Below are 14,958 nucleotides of genomic sequence, written 5' to 3' on the forward strand. Positions count from 1 at the left end.
AAAACGAAAAGCGCTATTTTAGCCTCAATCCGCCGGCGTTCCGGAATGGATACGCTGTTTTGCTGCGATCCGGAAAGTTTGCCCCGGCAGGGGCTTTAATTGCCCAGCTCGTCCAGCGCCGCGGTCAGATGGCTGTTGTCGGACCAGCGCAACACCTCCAGGCGCTCGCCGTCCCAGCGGATATGGTTGATCGATGCATTCAGCACGTCGAAATTACGGGGCGCGGTGATGTCGATGCCGTGCGCGGCGCGATAGACGGCGTCCAGCACGCCGCCATGGCTGACCATGATGATGCGCTTGCCGCGATGCATTTCGGCAATCCGGCATACCGCGCCGACGGCGCGCTGCGCAAATTCGGCAAAGGTTTCGGCGCGGCGCTCGCCGTCCGGATAGCGGGCGTCCGGGTCGCGGGCGCGCCACTGCGCATAGGCTTCCGGAAAATGCGTTTCCAGTTCGTCATACAGCAAGCCCTCGAAAGCGCCGAAGCAGCGCTCCCGCAGCGATGCGTCCGTCTGCAATGGCAAGTCATGAAGTTCGGCCACCGCCTGCGCGGTGCTGGCGGCACGGCTGAGGTCGGAACTGATGATCATGTCCACGGTTTCACCGGCCAGCGCGCGGGCCAGTGCCGCCGCCTGGCGCCTGCCTTCGTCATTCAGCGGGATATCGAGGTGGCCCTGCAGCCTGCGTTCGGCGTTCCACGCGGTTTCGCCGTGCCTAATCAGGAATATCTCAGTCATTGCACATCTTTCAGGAAGGATCGGTAGCGGGAATTTTCGGCCTGACCTGCAGCCAGAAGGTGACCGGGCCGTCATTGGTCAGGCTGACTTTCATGTCCGCGCCGAAACGGCCGGTTTCGACCGGGCCGTGCAGCCGCCGCGCCCGCTCGACAAAATAATCGAACAGCCGCCGGCCTTCTTCGGGCGGGGCGGCCGGCGTGAAGGACGGCCGGGTGCCGGAACGGGTGTCGGCCGCCAGCGTGAACTGCGGCACCAGCAGCAGGCCGCCGCCGACATCGGCGAGGCTGCGGTTCATCTTGCCCGCGTCGTCCGAAAAGACCCGGTAGGCAAGCAGCTTGGTCAGCAGCGCGTCGGCTTCGCGTTCGCTGTCATTGCGCTCGGCGCACACCAGCACCATCAGCCCGGCGCCGATCGCGCCCACCACCTCGCCGTCGACCGCCACGCTGGCGCCGCTGGCCCGTTGCAGCAGCGCGATCACGCCAGGCTGACCCGGGCGAACTTGCGCTTGCCGACCTGCAGCACGAAGCTGCCGGCCTCGACTTTCAGCGCCTTGTCGGAAACCACGGCGCCATCGATGCGCACGCCGCCCTGCTCCACCATGCGCAGCGCCTCCGACGTGGACGGGCACAGCCCGGCCTGTTTCAGCAGCTGGCCGATGCCCAGCGGCGCGCCAGCGACCTCGACCTCGGCGATGTCGTCCGGTATGCCGCCACGGGCGCGATTATCGAAATCCGCCAGTGCGCCTTCGGCTGCCTCGCGGGAATGGAAGCGCTCGACGATTTCCTGCGCCAGCAGCACCTTGATGTCGCGCGGATTGCGGCCCTGCTCCACTGCGGCGCGAAACTGCGCGATCTCGGCCAGCGGCCGGAAGGACAGCAGTTCCAGGTAACGCCACATCATCGGGTCAGAGATGCTCATCAGCTTCGCGAACATCGTGTTGGGGGGCTCGGTGATCGCGATGTAATTGCCCTTGGACTTGGACATCTTCTCGACGCCGTCCAGGCCTTCCAGCAAGGGCATGGTCAGCACGCACTGCGGTTCCTGGCCGTAATCCTTCTGCAGTTCGCGTCCCACCAGCAGGTTGAATTTCTGGTCGGTGCCGCCGAGTTCGAGATCGGACTGCAGCGCCACCGAGTCGTAGCCCTGCATCAGCGGATACAGCAGCTCGTGCACGGAAATCGGCGTACCGTCCTTGAAGCGCTTCGTGAAGTCCTCGCGCTCCAGGATGCGCGCCACGGTATAACGGGAAGACAGCTGGATCATGCCGCGCGCGCCGAGCTGGTCGCACCATTCCGAGTTGTAGCGGATCTCGGTCTTCGCCGCATCCAGCACCATGCTGGCCTGCGCAAAATAGGTCTTCGCGTTTTCCTCGATCTGTTCCCGGGTCAGCGGCGGCCGGGTCACGTTCCGGCCGGACGGGTCGCCGATCATCGACGTGAAATCGCCGATCAGGAAAATCACCGTGTGGCCCAGATCTTGCAGTTGCCGCATCTTGTTCAATACGACCGTGTGGCCCAGATGCAGGTCCGGGGCGGTCGGGTCCAGGCCCAGCTTTATACGCAGCGGCTTTCCATTTTTTTCGGAACGCAGCAACTTTTGCGTCAGTTCTGACTCAACGAGCAGTTCTTCAGCGCCGCGCTTGACGATATCGAGCGCATTTTGCACTGAAGAAGTGATGGGCAATGCACCGGAAACTGGCAACGTAACGCTTTGTTTCTCTTGAGAATGATCGGTCATAAGCTGGTTAAAAAGACATTTTTGAGGGAATCCGCATAGTTACGTTGTTATAATTCCGGCTTTCTTAAACCTTGCGTATTGTCAACACGGAAACTTATCGCCGACGTTGACGACAAAACGGTGAATTTTAACTGATCGAATGGTCGCAATAGATAAATTACTCAGCCTGGGTGCCCGCAGCGTGCGGTTTGTCGGTTCCACCCGCAAACATCGCATCATCTCTGCGTCGGCACTTTTCATGGCCCTATGCGCATTCGGTGCGGCCGGTGTCGCGCCGATGGCGCCCGACGCATCCGACCTGCCGGTGCAATCGATTGTCGAGGAACTGGCGCTGCCAACCCTGGCGGAACAGATTGCGCGGGTCACCCCTTCCACCCAGACCTTTATCAACGAGGAGCGCGTCCGCTCCGGCGACACGCTGGCAGCGCTGATGCAGCGGCTGGGCATCGCCGACGACGAAGCCGCGGCTTTCATCAAGTCCGACCCGATTGCCCGCGGCATCATGCAGCTCAAGGTTGGCAAGCGCATCCAGGCGCAGACCAATACCGAAGGCCGTCTGGTATGGATGAGCGCAGCCGACAATGACATCCGCGATTCCAGCCCGGTCCGCAATCTCGTGATCCGGCGGGACGGCACGGGCTTCAAGGCATCGCTGGCTGCGGCGGCGCTCGAAAAGCGCGTGGAAATGCGTTCCGGCGAAATCCGCTCCTCGCTGTTTGCGGCAACCGACGTTGCGCAGATCCCGGATGCGGTGGCCAGCCAGATCGTCGACATGTTTTCCACCAGCATAGACTTCGCCACCGACCTGCGTCGCGGCGACCGTTTCAACGTCGTCTATGAAACCTTCTGGCAGGATGGCGAATATGTCCGGCCGGGCCGCATCCTCGCGGCGGAATTCCGCAACGGCAACTCGACCTACGAGACAGTCTGGTTCGAGGAACCTGGCAAATCCGGCGGCTATTTCGGCTTCGACGGCAGATCGCTCAAGAAAGCCTTCCTGAAATCGCCGCTGGAGTTTTCCCGGGTTTCCTCCGGATTTTCGATGCGCATGCATCCGATCTCCGGCAAATGGCGCGCGCACAAGGGCGTCGACTTTGCAGCGGCGACCGGCACGCCGATCCGTGCCTCCGGCGACGGCGTCGTGGATTTCGCCGGCAGCCAGAATGGCTACGGCAATGTCGTGGTCATCAAGCACTGGTCGAATTATTCGACCGCGTATGCCCACATGAGCCGTTTCGCCAGCAACCTGCGGCCTGGCCAGAAGGTGAACCAGGGCGACGTGATCGGCTATGTCGGCACGACGGGCTGGTCGACCGGACCCCACCTGCACTATGAGTTCCGCGTCAATAACGAGCCGCGCGACCCGCTGACCGTCGACATGCCCAATGTCCAGCCGCTGGCTGGCGCCGAACTGCAGCGCTTCCGCAAGGTGGCCGGCGACATGACCCATCGCTTTGCGCTGATGCTGCCGCAGGAAGACACGGCCAAGGTCGCGTCGAACTAGGCTTATCGAACCAGGCTTACCCCGCCCGGCCGGGCAAGGACCGTTTTCAGCATGCCGCTAGTACAATCGGGCATCGAAAACGGTCTTTTTTTATGTCCAGCCATCTCACCTCCCCCTCTCTTTCCCCTTCCCTTTACATCGGCCTGATGTCGGGCACCAGCATGGACGGCATCGACGGCGTGCTGGCGTCGTTTTCGGACGGCGGCCGGATTGCGACCCTGGCCGCGGCTAGCCTGTCCTTTCCCGACGCGCTGCGCAATGAATTCATGGCCCTGCAGGCGCCCGGCGACAATGAAATCCACAGGGAAGCGCTGGCGGCAAATGCTCTGGCGCGGCTCTATGCGCAATGCGTCGCAAGCCTGCTGGAAAACGCCGGGCTGGCCGCAGGGGACATCGCCGCCATCGGCGCGCACGGCCAGACGATCCGGCATCAGCCCGGCCTCGGCTACACCCGGCAGGCCAGCAATCCGGCGCTGCTGGCCGAGCTTGCCGGAATCGACGTGATCGCCGATTTCCGCAGCCGCGATATCGCCGCCGGCGGCCAGGGCGCGCCGCTGGTGCCGGCCTTTCACCAGGCAGTGTTTGCCGATCCGGCGCGGCCGCGGGTCGTCGCCAACATCGGCGGCATTGCCAATATCAGCATCCTCGACCCGCAGTCCAACGCCGTGATCGGCTTCGATACCGGGCCGGGCAATGTGCTGATGGACCTGTGGATCATGCGGCACCGCGGCCAGCGTTACGATGACGGCGGCGCATGGGCAGCCGGCGGACAGTCCAGCGCGCCATTGCTGCGGACATTGATGGAGGAACCCTACCTGTCGCTGCCGCCGCCCAAGAGCACCGGACGGGACCTGTTCCATGCCGACTGGCTGGCCGCCCGCCTGTCCGGCTTCGAACATCTCGCACCGGCCGACGTGCAGGCGACGCTGGCCCGCTACACCGCGATCACGCTGGCAGAGGCGATTCACCGCCATGCGCCGGCGGCGGACGCGGTTTATATCTGTGGCGGCGGGGCCGCCAACCGGCATTTGATGGATTTGACGGGCGACGCGCTCGCCGCTTGCGGACAGGCGGCGACGGTGCAGGCGACCGATGCGCTGGGCATCGCCGCTCAGCACGTGGAGGCGCTGGCCTTCGCCTGGCTCGCGCACCGCTTCTGCGACCGCGTGTCCGGCAACCTGCCGGCGGTCACCGGCGCGTCTGGGCTCCGGGTGCTGGGAGCGCTTTACCCGGCATGAACGGGATAAGAAGCTGATGCATCCGGGCAGGTTCCCCTGACGCCAGACACAAAAAAAGCGCAACCTCGGTTGCGCTTTTTTCAGGACTGCGACGACTCAGGCGGAGAACGACGAACCGCAGCCGCAGGTCGTGGTCGCATTCGGATTCTTGATCACGAATTGCGCGCCTTCCAGGTCATCCTTGTAGTCGATTTCCGCGCCGACCAGGTATTGGTAGCTCATCGAATCGATCAGCAACTGCACACCGTTCTTGGTCATCGTGGTGTCGTCTTCATTGACGATTTCATCGAAGGTGAAACCGTACTGGAAACCCGAGCACCCGCCGCCCTGGACGAAGACGCGCAGTTTGAGATCCGGGTTTCCTTCTTCGTCGATGAGCTGCGCGACCTTGGAAGCGGCGCTGTCGGTGAAAACGATCGGGGCTGGCATTTCGGCTATGGCATTCATTCTGACTCCTGCTGGCTAAGCAAATTAATGTTCGATTATAGACCTAATGGTCTAAAGACGCTTTCCTACCGCGCTCACACATTGGACGCCAGCTTGGGCGACGCAAGCTTCAGCACCTGCTCGGCATCCTGGTGGGTCAGCTTCCCCGACACCAGCGCACCGCCATGCATTTCCAGCGCCTTGTAATGTACATCCCCAGTTATGCGGGCCTTGGGCTGCAATTCAAGCAGTTCCGAGCAATAAACCGGTCCGGTGATCGCGCCGTCGACGACGACATGCTCGGCCCTGACCTCGCCTTCGACAGTGGCCTGCTCGGAAATGACCAGCATGCTGTTTTCCATCGGTTCGGCAATCAGGTTGCCCTTGACGTGGCCATCCACCCGCAGGCCGCCCTTGAACCGGAGATTTCCCTCGATCGTGGTCGACGTGCCTATCAGGCTGTCTATCGTGTTCTTCGCTTTTTGCCCGAACATCCGTTTCTCCTTTACATGGTGGCCGACTGCTGCACACGCACCTTTCCATTTTCCAGCACCCGGGCCTGCGCATTTTTCACCTGCACGCCATCGGGCAGCGTCAGTATGCCTTCGATCCTCTGGTACCGCCTGAATTCCAGCTGAAATGGCTCGGCCTTGTCTTCCTTGCCGGGGAATGACAGCACCGCCGGCTTGCCCGACTGCGTGACAGCCAGCGAAAACGACAGGCTGCCCTTGAAATCCTGCGCGTTGTTGCCGCGCCGCATGACCAGCAGCCGGTAGCGTAGCTGGTTGGGCGGCAGCAGCTCGATTTTCAGTCGTCTAATCGACAAGCCTTCCGAGGCCGGGCCCGATGGCAGCAGGCTGTCGAAGAAAGCCAGGTCTTCCTCCAGCCGCGCATTTTCCGCGGTCAGCGACTGCACTTGCGCGGCGAGCTGCTGGTGCGCCGCTTTCTCCATCGCCAACTGGTTTTCAGCCGTACTGAGCACACTGGCGGCCTTCTCGCTTTCGGCCCTGGCCGTGGCAGCCTGCACTTTCAGCCGGTCGGCTTCCTCGGCGCTGATGCCGTCCCCAAGCGCATTGGTGCCGCGGCCCAGCCCGTAGGTCCAGAATGCCAGGCCGCCGACCACCAGCAGCAGCACCAGCAGCCGCCCGAGACGCATCGGCCATGACTGCGCCTGGTTGACCGTCAGCCTGGGCGCTGCTGCCGGCCGGCGTCGTCGCGGCCAACGACCGAGTTTCATTTCCTATGCCCGGTCAGGGAAGTACGGGCACCTGCATCAGCCCCATCGTTTCTTCCAGGCCGAACATGATGTTCATGCACTGCACGCCCTGCCCGGCAGCGCCCTTGACCAGGTTATCCTCGACGACGAGGATCACCAGCTGGTCGCCGTTGTCGGGGCGATGCACGGCAATCCTGAGCATGTTGGATGCCCGCACCGAGCGGGTTTCCGGGTGGCTGCCTGCCGGCATCACATCGATGAACGGCTCGTCGCGGTAATGCGCTTCGTACAGCGCCTGGAAATCGGTGTCCCGCGCTTCCGGCAAGATCGTCGCATACAGCGTCGAATGGATGCCGCGTATCATCGGCACCAGGTGCGGCACGAAGGTGAGCGCCGCCGGACGGCCGGAAATCGCTTCCAGGCCCTGCCGGGTTTCGGGCAGATGGCGGTGACCCTTGACGCCATAGGCCTTGAAGTTGTCCGAGGCCTCCGCGAGCAGGGTGCCGACCTCGGCCTTGCGGCCCGCGCCGGACACGCCGGACTTGCAATCGGCGATCAGCGCCATCTCGTTTACCAGCGGCTTTCCCTGCGACAGCAAGGGCGCAAAGCCGAGTTGCATCGATGTCGGATAGCAGCCTGCGAGGCCGACGACGCGCGCCTTGCGTATTTCCTCGCGATTGACCTCGGCCAGTCCGTACACCGCTTCCTCCAAAATTTCCGGGCAGGAATGCGGCATGCCGTACCATTTTTCGAAGACGGCGGTGTCCTTCAGGCGGAAATCCGCGGCCAGGTCGATCACCTTGACGCCGGCTTCCAGCAGCTCCGGTGCTTGCGCCATCGCGACGCCATGCGGCGTGGCGAAGAAGACCACGTCGCAGTCGGTCAGCCTGGCTTTTTCCGGCGCTGAAAATGCCAGCTTCACGAATCCGCGCAGCGATGGAAACATGTCCGCCACCGGCATGCCGTCTTCCTTGCGCGAGGTGATGGCGGTCAATTCCGCCTGCGGATGCGCGGCCAGCAAACGCAACAGTTCGACGCCGGTATAGCCGGTGCCGCCAACAATGCCTACTTTGATCATGATTTTCCTGAGCGGACGTTATACGTCCCGGAATTCTATCAGCGACAAGACGCCGGTGTTTTGCCGGCGCCTGCCCAGAATGAGAAAAGCCGCCCGGCGAACCGGGCGGCTTTTGCCGCAGAAAACTTCCTGCAGTAGCGCGATTAACGCTTCGAGAACTGCTTTGCGCGACGTGCCTTGCGCAGACCGACTTTCTTACGCTCGACTTCACGTGCATCGCGGGTAACGAAGCCTGCCTTCGACAGTTCCGGCTTCAGCGTTGCATCGTAGTCGATCAGTGCGCGGGTGATGCCGTGACGAACGGCGCCTGCCTGGCCCGACTCGCCGCCGCCGTTGACATTGACCATGATGTCGAAACGCTCGACATTGTTGGTCAGTTCCAGCGGTTGACGAATCACCATCAGGCCGGTTTCGCGAGAAAAGTACTCGTTCGCCGGCTTGCCGTTGACAACGATCTGGCCCGAGCCAGACTTAATGAACACGCGCGCCACTGCACTTTTGCGACGGCCGGTTCCGTAGTTGTAGTTACCGATCATGTCTGTTCCTTACAGTTCGAGTGGCTGCGGCTGCTGGGCGCTATGCGGATGGCTGCCTTCCGCATAAACCTTCAGCTTTTTGATCATCGCGTAGCCGAGAGGACCCTTGGGCAGCATGCCCTTGACTGCCTTCTCAAGCGCACGGCCCGGAAAACGCTGTTGCATTTTCAGGAAATTGGTTTCGTAGATGCCGCCCGGGTAACCGCTGTGGCGGTAGTACTTCTTCTCGGTGGCCTTGGTGCCCGTGACACGCAGCTTGTCTGCGTTGACGACGATGATGAAATCGCCGGTATCGACGTGAGGGGTAAATTCTGGCTTGTGCTTGCCGCGCAACCGGAGTGCCACTTCGCTGGCAACACGTCCGAGGACTTTGTCCGTCGCGTCAATCACGAACCAGTCGCGCTGGACTTCGTGTCCTTTAGCGGAAAAGGTTTTCATGATGACTTCCTGATAATTGATTCGCTCAAAATGGTGGTTCCGCGCTGTATGAAGATGCTACCCGTTGCCGCGGACTCGGCCTTGTATCTTCCCCTGAGCAAACGGGGAATCGGAAAGTATAGCCTTTTCAACGACTTGCCGTCAAACAGAAAACCCAATACGCAGCAGTTACAATAAGCCACCTTCAATAATTACGAGGATGCGATGGAATGCACAGTGCGCTGGACGGGCTTGTCCGGCATGACGTTTACGGCCGAAACCGGTTCCGGCCACCTGGTCACGATGGACGGCGCGCCCGAAGGCGGCGGACGCAATCTTGCGCCGAGGCCGATGGAAGTGGTGCTGGCCGGCACCGGCGGCTGCACCGCCTACGACGTCGTGCTCATCCTGCGAAAGAGCGGCCAGGACGTGCGCGGATGCGACGTGACGCTGAAGTCCGAACGTGCGGAAAAGGATCCCAAGGTTTTCACCAGCATCCATTTCCATTTCACCGTGCGGGGACGCAACCTGAAGCCGAACCTGGTCGAACGCGCGATCAAGCTGTCGCATGAAAAGTATTGCTCCGCTTCCATCATGCTGGAAAAAACGGCGGCAATGACCCATACCTTCGAAATCGTCGACGACCTGGGCGAACCGCCTGCCCCCTAGCCTCCGCTGCTCGCTAATCTATATATAGTAAGCGAGTCCGGTCATCACTTTCGACATCGCGCGCATTGCCGTGCGCGCAACCACCGGCAGTTCGGCGGCGCCAAGCGCCTGGGCTGCCGCGCCGTGCGCGACTTCATCCTGCCGCATCTGCTCCACCACCGCACGCGATTTGAAATCGGTGGCGGGCAGACGTTCGAGATGGCTCGCAAGGTGCGCTTCGACCTGGCGCTCGGTTTCCACAACGAACCCCAGGCTGTGCGCATCACCAAGCCGCGCAGCGACGGCGCCCATCGCATAGGCGCCGGCATACCAGAGCGGATTGAGCAAACTGGTATGGGAATTCAATTCCTCCAGGCGCTGGGCCGTCCATGCCAGGTGATCCTCTTCTTCCCGGGCGGCGGCGCTGAATTGCGCACCGGTGCCCGGGTTGCCGGAAAACTGTCCCTGCGCCGCATAGAGAGCCTGCGCGCACACTTCCCCAACATGATTCACCCGCATCAAACCCGCGCTTTTCCGGCGTTCCGCCTCTGTCAGGTCACCATCCGGCAAGCGCGTTCCCGGCGTTGGACGTGCTGCGGATGCAACACCGCTTACTACTCTGAGCGCACGGTCGAACCCCACGATAAGGCCATCCATTAGTTACCTTTCTACAATAAAAATATTGTGTATACGACAAAAATCCGTTGTTTCAAAGCCACATAAAACCGCATGATTGCACACAAAAGCCAAATTCCCTTTGCCCTTCACCCTGTAATTTGATGAAATGACTACTAGCTTCTTGATCAACTGGTTTGGAAGTCTGGCAGGGGGGCTCCTTACCGGTAGCCTTGCTGAACTGAATGCAGCGAAAAATTTTAGCACTACAACTTCTGGAGATTACTCAATGAAAAAATCGCTTCTCGCACTGGCAGTCCTGGGTGCATTTGCAGGCGTTGCACAAGCACAAACCAGCGTGACGATTTATGGTTCGTTTGACGGCGGTGTGCGTTACCAGTCCGACCAGGACGTCAACGGCCGCAGCAAGACCACGATGAGCTCGACGGGTACCTACAACTCCAACCGTCTGGGTTTCAAAGGCGTTGAAGATCTGGGCGGCGGTCTGAATGCTCACTTCACCCTGGAAAGCGCATTTAACACCGGCAACGGCGCAGCTGATGCAAACCGTTTCTTCGGCCGTTCGGCATTCGTTGGCCTCGGCGGTCAATGGGGTTCGATCGATCTGGGTCGTCAATACACGGTCGCATTTAAAACCGTCGGCGCATACGATCCGTTCAACTACAAGTACACCGGCATCATCCCGACCGCACTGGCAAGCATCTCCGCTGGTACCCGTAACGACAACGACATCCAGTACACCGGCACCTTTGGTCCTCTGACCGCACGTGCTGAATACGCTCTGGGCGAGCGCGTTGGCGGCGGCAGCGGCGGTTCGGCTGCTGCAGTTGGCGCAACGTTCGCAACTGGCCCGTTCTCGGTCGGCGCTGCTTACACCAAGCGTAAGCCTACGGTTGACGCAGTCGCTGCAGTTGGCGCGGCTCCTGCCATCGCTGGTCAAGACCAAGACAATCGTCACTACACCGTTGGCGGCGCGTTCACCTTCGGCCCAGGCCGTATCGCTGCTGGTTACGCTCGTGAAGAGCAAGACCGTGTAGCCGGTGGCGAAACGACCCAGAAGAATGCATGGGTTGGCGGTAGCTACGACATCACCCCAGCCCTGGGCCTGACCGCAGCTTACTACCACACCAAGGCTGACGGCTTCGGCGTCGGTGCTAACAACAGCGGCAAGCGTGGTCTGTTCATCGTCGGTGCGACCTACGCACTGTCGAAGCGTACCAACTTCTACGCTGACGTGGACTACACCAAGTACAAAGATGGCCTGGCTAGTGCTTCGACCGGCGTTGCTAACACGGCTGGCCTGAATGGTAGCAGCGGTTCGCAACTGGGCCTGGCTTCGGCTCCTGGCCAAGACAAGCAAGTTGGCGTGTCGGTTGGTATCAACCACCTGTTCTGATAAAACAGCTTGCTCGACACTGGCTTCCGGGCCAGTTTCGGCAAAAGCAGGTTAGCAATAGCCTGCAAACAGCAATAATTTCAGGCCCACTTCGGTGGGCCTGTTTTTTTGTCCGTTTAGTTTTGCATTACAGTTTGGCATTACATGGCGTGACTTGCCGGGACTGGCTGGCTATGCCTCATGTTCTACTTTCGCAGCAGATCGTTTACACAGCTGAACGACTATCGCAGTGGCCGAAATACCGCGGCATCGGCATAAAACGCTTCGTCCTGCATCGGCCACCAGCCAGGAACGCCCAGTACAGGCAAGTGGGTAAAGTGGGATGTGTTCAGCCCATCCTGCAATTGCATAGCCACCGTAGCATCCAGCCAGGCGCGCATTTCCGACGCGGGCAGATCCAGCACCGCCGGTGCTGCCGTCACGACCCACGTGTGTCCGGTGATCGCTTTATAGGGCTTTACCAGTTTTTCCATCAACGCATGGCCGAACAACTGGATCCGGCACTCCTGCAGAAGCAATTCCCTTTGCTCGATGAACAATGGCCGCCAGGCATGCTGGCGCAGCATGTCGCCGATTGCCGGACTGGAACTCAACAGTAGCACGGCATTTTCATCGAAAATGGTTGCCGCATCCCTGGTCCTGCCCCGGGTGACAGCAGGTGCATGCCTGCGCTGTTCAATTTCCTTCGCCTGCATCGCGTTCAACGCAACCTTGATCCTTGGATAGGTCAGCCAGACCAGTGCATTGAAAAAATCATGCAGATTGGCCCGCGTCGGCACCCCGCCGCTTTCGCTGATGAAGGTTTCGTAGGCGACGCCCGCAGGCAGGTCAGCCTGCGGAACGAAGCACAGAGGCAAGGAGCGATGATTCCTGAGGTCGAGGTCGCTGGCCAGCGCATTGAGTCCATCCTGCCAGGGCGAAAACTGCAACACCCTTTCCGCGATGGGCTTGACCGGCGCGAGCCAGGGCTGGCGCCAGTCTATTTGCGCCAGAAATGCATCGGACATGCAGTCGTGGGCAGGCAAAAGATCAGGCCATCGCCCAATCGATGACTTCACCGCCGTTCAAGGGCACGACCGTTGCGCTACCCATAGGCAATTCCGCTGGCAAGGTCCACCGCTCCCTTGTAAGGGTAATGGTGCCTTCGTTGCGCGGCATTCCGTAAAAATCCGGGCCGTGGATGCTGGCGAAACCTTCGAGCTTGTCGAGGGCGCCAGCCTGGTCGAAAGCCTGCGCATACAGTTCCATCGCATGCAATGCGGTGTAGCAGCCGGCGCAGCCGCAGGCATTTTCCTTGGTGTCGCGCGCATGCGGCGCCGAATCGGTGCCGAGGAAAAACCTGCCGCTTCCCGATACAGCCGCCTGAACCAGCGCCTGCCTGTGCGTCTCACGCTTCAGGACCGGCAGGCAATAGTAATGCGGGCGTATGCCGCCCTTGAAAATCTCGTTCCGGTTGTAAAGCAGGTGATGCGCGGTAATCGTTGCTGCCGTGGCTGGGCCGCTCTCACTGACATACTGCGCCGCTTCCCTGGTCGTAATATGTTCGAAGACGACTTTCAATTCCGGCATGTCATGCCGCAGCGGTTTCATGATCCGGTCGATGAACACCGCCTCCCGGTCGAATATGTCGATCTCAGGATCGGTCACCTCGCCATGCACCAGCAATGGCATGCCGACGCGCTGCATGGTGTCCAGTGCCGCATAACATTTTCGAACGTCCGTGACGCCGGCATCCGAATTCGTCGTGGCGCCCGCCGGATACAGTTTCACGGCGTGCACAAAGCCGCTCTCCTTTGCCCGCAGGATCTCGTCGGCCGGCGTGTTGTCGGTCAGATAAAGGGTCATCAGCGGTTCGAACCGCATGCCGGCCGGAAGCGCCGACAGTATCCGTTCACGATAGGCCAAGGCCTGGGCAGTCGTGGTGACAGGCGGCTTAAGGTTGGGCATCACGATCGCGCGGGCGAATTGGCGGGCGGTGTGGGGCAAGACGCTGGCCATCGTCGCGCCGTCACGCAGGTGCAGATGCCAGTCGTCGGGGCGGATGATCGTGATGCTGTTCGGTGTTGTTTGCATGATGTCGGCAGAAGATAAGTCCGCCAATTTTACAGGACGAGAATTACCCGGTAATCGTTCACGTTGGTCAGGGTCGGCCCCGTGATGACCAGATCGCCGAGCGCGGAAAAGTAACTGTAGCCGTCGTTGTTTGCCAGCATCTTGCGCGCATTGATGTCCAATGCGTCGGCGCGCGAACGGCTGTCCGGCAGAAGCACCGCGCCTGCATTGTCTTCAGTCCCGTCGATGCCGTCGGTGTCCGCCGCAATCGCGTAGACGTCCGGCATGCCATCGAGCTCGACCGCGAGCGATGCGAGGAATTCGGCGCACCGCCCTCCCCGCCCATTGCCGCGGACCGTCACCGTACATTCGCCGCCCGAGATCAGGGCGACCGGCGCCTTGAACGGCTGCTGATAGCCCCGGATCTCCTTGACGATCGCTGCATAGACCTTGGCCACCTCGGAGGCCTCGCCGGTCACCGTGTCGCCCAGGATCACCGGCGTCAGCCCATGTGCGGCGAAGAAGTCCGAGCCTGCCTGCAGGCTCTGGCGGGCGGTTGCGATCACGGTATTGTCGACGCGCTCGAACAAGCGGTCGCCCGGCTTGGGCGTCTCATCCACATTGCCTGCCGCGCCCTTTTCCAGGTGCGCCAGGATGCTGTCCGGCGCCTTCACTTCGAAGCGCCGCAGGATGGCCAGCGCATCGGCATACGTGCTGGCGTCCGGGCAGGTGGGGCCGGACGCAATGGCGCTCGGGTCGTCGCCGGTAACGTCGCTGATGATCAGCGTCGTGATCGGCGCCTTGCAGGCCGCGGCCAGGCGTCCGCCCTGGATGCGCGACAAGTGCTTGCGCACGATGTTCATGTCCGTGATCGGCGCACCCGACTTCAGCAGGGATTTCGTGACTGCTTTCAGGTCCGCCATCGGCACCGCTGCCACCGGCAGCGACAGCAGGCTGGAGCCGCCGCCGGAAACCAGCGCAATGAGCCTGTCGTCGGGACCGAGGGAAGCGACGCGCGCCAGGATATCCGCCGCCGCTTTTTCGCCCTCATCGTCCGGGACGGGATGGCTGGCTTCGACCACGGTGATGCGTTCGGTTGGCAGCGCATGCGCATAGCGCGTGACCACGATGCCTTCCAGCGCCGCATCCGCCGGCCATGCAAGCTCGACCGCCCGCGCCATGCTGGCCGCGGCCTTGCCCGCGCCGACGACCAGCGTGCGTCCCTTCGGCGGCTGCGGCAGGTGGGCGGCGATGATTTTCAGCGGGTCGGCGGCCGCGACTGCCGCATTGAAACTGTCTATCAGGAGTGTTCGGTAATCCATGGAAATCCTTGTTCC

The 14,958-nt window shown here is 61.4% G+C and carries 17 protein-coding genes; 4 read left to right on the plus strand and 13 right to left on the minus strand.

Going from position 1 to position 14,958, the window contains the following annotated elements:
• Positions 1 to 95 precede the first annotated feature (95 nt).
• Genes QOL82_RS17535 through tyrS form a run of 3 tightly spaced genes read right to left on the minus strand, consistent with a single transcriptional unit; the run spans position 96 to position 2,474 of the window.
• The gene (locus QOL82_RS17535) at positions 96 to 737 is read right to left on the minus strand and encodes a histidine phosphatase family protein (protein WP_283443589.1); all 642 of its coding nucleotides are present in this window, start codon (positions 735 to 737) and stop codon (positions 96 to 98) included.
• 10 nt (positions 738 to 747) lie between these two features.
• Positions 748 to 1,215 carry a D-aminoacyl-tRNA deacylase gene (dtd, locus tag QOL82_RS17540; protein ID WP_430438502.1) on the minus strand — a complete coding sequence of 156 codons (468 nt, stop codon included), beginning with the start codon at positions 1,213 to 1,215 and terminating at the stop codon, positions 748 to 750.
• Positions 1,212 to 2,474 carry a tyrosine--tRNA ligase gene (tyrS, locus tag QOL82_RS17545; protein WP_283443590.1) on the minus strand — a complete coding sequence of 421 codons (1,263 nt, stop codon included), beginning with the start codon at positions 2,472 to 2,474 and terminating at the stop codon, positions 1,212 to 1,214. Before tyrS ends, dtd begins: the two co-directional genes overlap by 4 nt.
• 139 nt (positions 2,475 to 2,613) lie before the next feature.
• Here tyrS and QOL82_RS17550 point away from each other — a divergent pair, with 139 nt between their 5' ends.
• Together QOL82_RS17550 and QOL82_RS17555 are read left to right on the plus strand one after the other, a co-directional pair.
• Entirely contained in the window at positions 2,614 to 3,978 is a 1,365-nt protein-coding gene (locus QOL82_RS17550) for a M23 family metallopeptidase (RefSeq protein ID WP_283443591.1), read from the plus strand.
• 92 nt (positions 3,979 to 4,070) lie between these two features.
• Entirely contained in the window at positions 4,071 to 5,216 is a 1,146-nt protein-coding gene (locus QOL82_RS17555; protein WP_283443592.1) for an anhydro-N-acetylmuramic acid kinase, read from the plus strand.
• 96 nt (positions 5,217 to 5,312) lie between these two features.
• Here QOL82_RS17555 and erpA read toward each other — a convergent pair whose 3' ends face one another.
• The 6 genes from erpA to rplM all read right to left on the minus strand — a co-directional run bounded on the left by erpA (position 5,313) and on the right by rplM (position 8,910).
• On the minus strand, positions 5,313 to 5,663 hold the full coding sequence (gene erpA, locus QOL82_RS17560) for an iron-sulfur cluster insertion protein ErpA (RefSeq protein ID WP_283443593.1): 351 nt from the start codon (positions 5,661 to 5,663) through the stop codon (positions 5,313 to 5,315).
• A gap of 74 nt (positions 5,664 to 5,737) precedes the next feature.
• Positions 5,738 to 6,136, minus strand: coding sequence for a bactofilin family protein (locus QOL82_RS17565; RefSeq protein ID WP_283443594.1), 399 nt, complete (start codon positions 6,134 to 6,136; stop codon positions 5,738 to 5,740).
• A gap of 11 nt (positions 6,137 to 6,147) precedes the next feature.
• On the minus strand, positions 6,148 to 6,879 hold the full coding sequence (locus QOL82_RS17570) for a DUF6776 family protein (protein ID WP_283443595.1): 732 nt from the start codon (positions 6,877 to 6,879) through the stop codon (positions 6,148 to 6,150).
• Between the two features lie 13 nt (positions 6,880 to 6,892).
• Positions 6,893 to 7,936 carry an N-acetyl-gamma-glutamyl-phosphate reductase gene (gene argC / locus QOL82_RS17575; RefSeq protein WP_283443596.1) on the minus strand — a complete coding sequence of 348 codons (1,044 nt, stop codon included), beginning with the start codon at positions 7,934 to 7,936 and terminating at the stop codon, positions 6,893 to 6,895.
• 143 nt (positions 7,937 to 8,079) lie between these two features.
• Entirely contained in the window at positions 8,080 to 8,472 is a 393-nt protein-coding gene (gene rpsI / locus QOL82_RS17580) for a 30S ribosomal protein S9 (RefSeq protein ID WP_194715047.1), read from the minus strand.
• A gap of 9 nt (positions 8,473 to 8,481) precedes the next feature.
• Complete coding sequence (gene rplM, locus QOL82_RS17585; RefSeq protein WP_283443597.1) at positions 8,482 to 8,910, minus strand: 50S ribosomal protein L13; 429 nt, start codon at positions 8,908 to 8,910, stop codon at positions 8,482 to 8,484.
• A 204-nt stretch (positions 8,911 to 9,114) separates the two neighbouring features.
• Here rplM and QOL82_RS17590 point away from each other — a divergent pair, with 204 nt between their 5' ends.
• Positions 9,115 to 9,558 carry an OsmC family protein gene (locus tag QOL82_RS17590; protein ID WP_283443598.1) on the plus strand — a complete coding sequence of 148 codons (444 nt, stop codon included), beginning with the start codon at positions 9,115 to 9,117 and terminating at the stop codon, positions 9,556 to 9,558.
• An 18-nt stretch (positions 9,559 to 9,576) separates the two neighbouring features.
• On the opposite strand, the gene coq7 is transcribed toward QOL82_RS17590, so the two are convergent.
• A complete protein-coding gene (coq7, locus tag QOL82_RS17595; protein WP_283443599.1) occupies positions 9,577 to 10,194 on the minus strand; it encodes a 2-polyprenyl-3-methyl-6-methoxy-1,4-benzoquinone monooxygenase in 618 nt (205 codons plus the stop codon).
• Positions 10,195 to 10,441: 247 nt separating this feature from the next.
• On the opposite strand from coq7, the gene QOL82_RS17600 reads away from it, so the two are divergent.
• Positions 10,442 to 11,569, plus strand: coding sequence for a porin (locus tag QOL82_RS17600; protein ID WP_283443600.1), 1,128 nt, complete (start codon positions 10,442 to 10,444; stop codon positions 11,567 to 11,569).
• 221 nt (positions 11,570 to 11,790) lie between these two features.
• Here the strand turns inward: QOL82_RS17600 and QOL82_RS17605 are convergent, their stop codons facing one another.
• Genes QOL82_RS17605 through QOL82_RS17615 form a run of 3 tightly spaced genes read right to left on the minus strand, consistent with a single transcriptional unit; the run spans position 11,791 to position 14,943 of the window.
• A complete protein-coding gene (locus tag QOL82_RS17605; protein WP_283443601.1) occupies positions 11,791 to 12,576 on the minus strand; it encodes a DUF3025 domain-containing protein in 786 nt (261 codons plus the stop codon).
• A 22-nt stretch (positions 12,577 to 12,598) separates the two neighbouring features.
• Positions 12,599 to 13,642 carry a dihydroorotase gene (gene pyrC, locus QOL82_RS17610; RefSeq protein WP_283443629.1) on the minus strand — a complete coding sequence of 348 codons (1,044 nt, stop codon included), beginning with the start codon at positions 13,640 to 13,642 and terminating at the stop codon, positions 12,599 to 12,601.
• Positions 13,643 to 13,671: 29 nt separating this feature from the next.
• Positions 13,672 to 14,943 carry a glycerate kinase type-2 family protein gene (locus QOL82_RS17615; protein WP_283443602.1) on the minus strand — a complete coding sequence of 424 codons (1,272 nt, stop codon included), beginning with the start codon at positions 14,941 to 14,943 and terminating at the stop codon, positions 13,672 to 13,674.
• Positions 14,944 to 14,958 lie beyond the last annotated feature (15 nt).

The sequence above is a fragment of the Noviherbaspirillum suwonense genome (genome assembly GCF_900182955.1).
Taxonomy (GTDB): domain Bacteria; phylum Pseudomonadota; class Gammaproteobacteria; order Burkholderiales; family Burkholderiaceae_D; genus Noviherbaspirillum_A; species Noviherbaspirillum_A suwonense.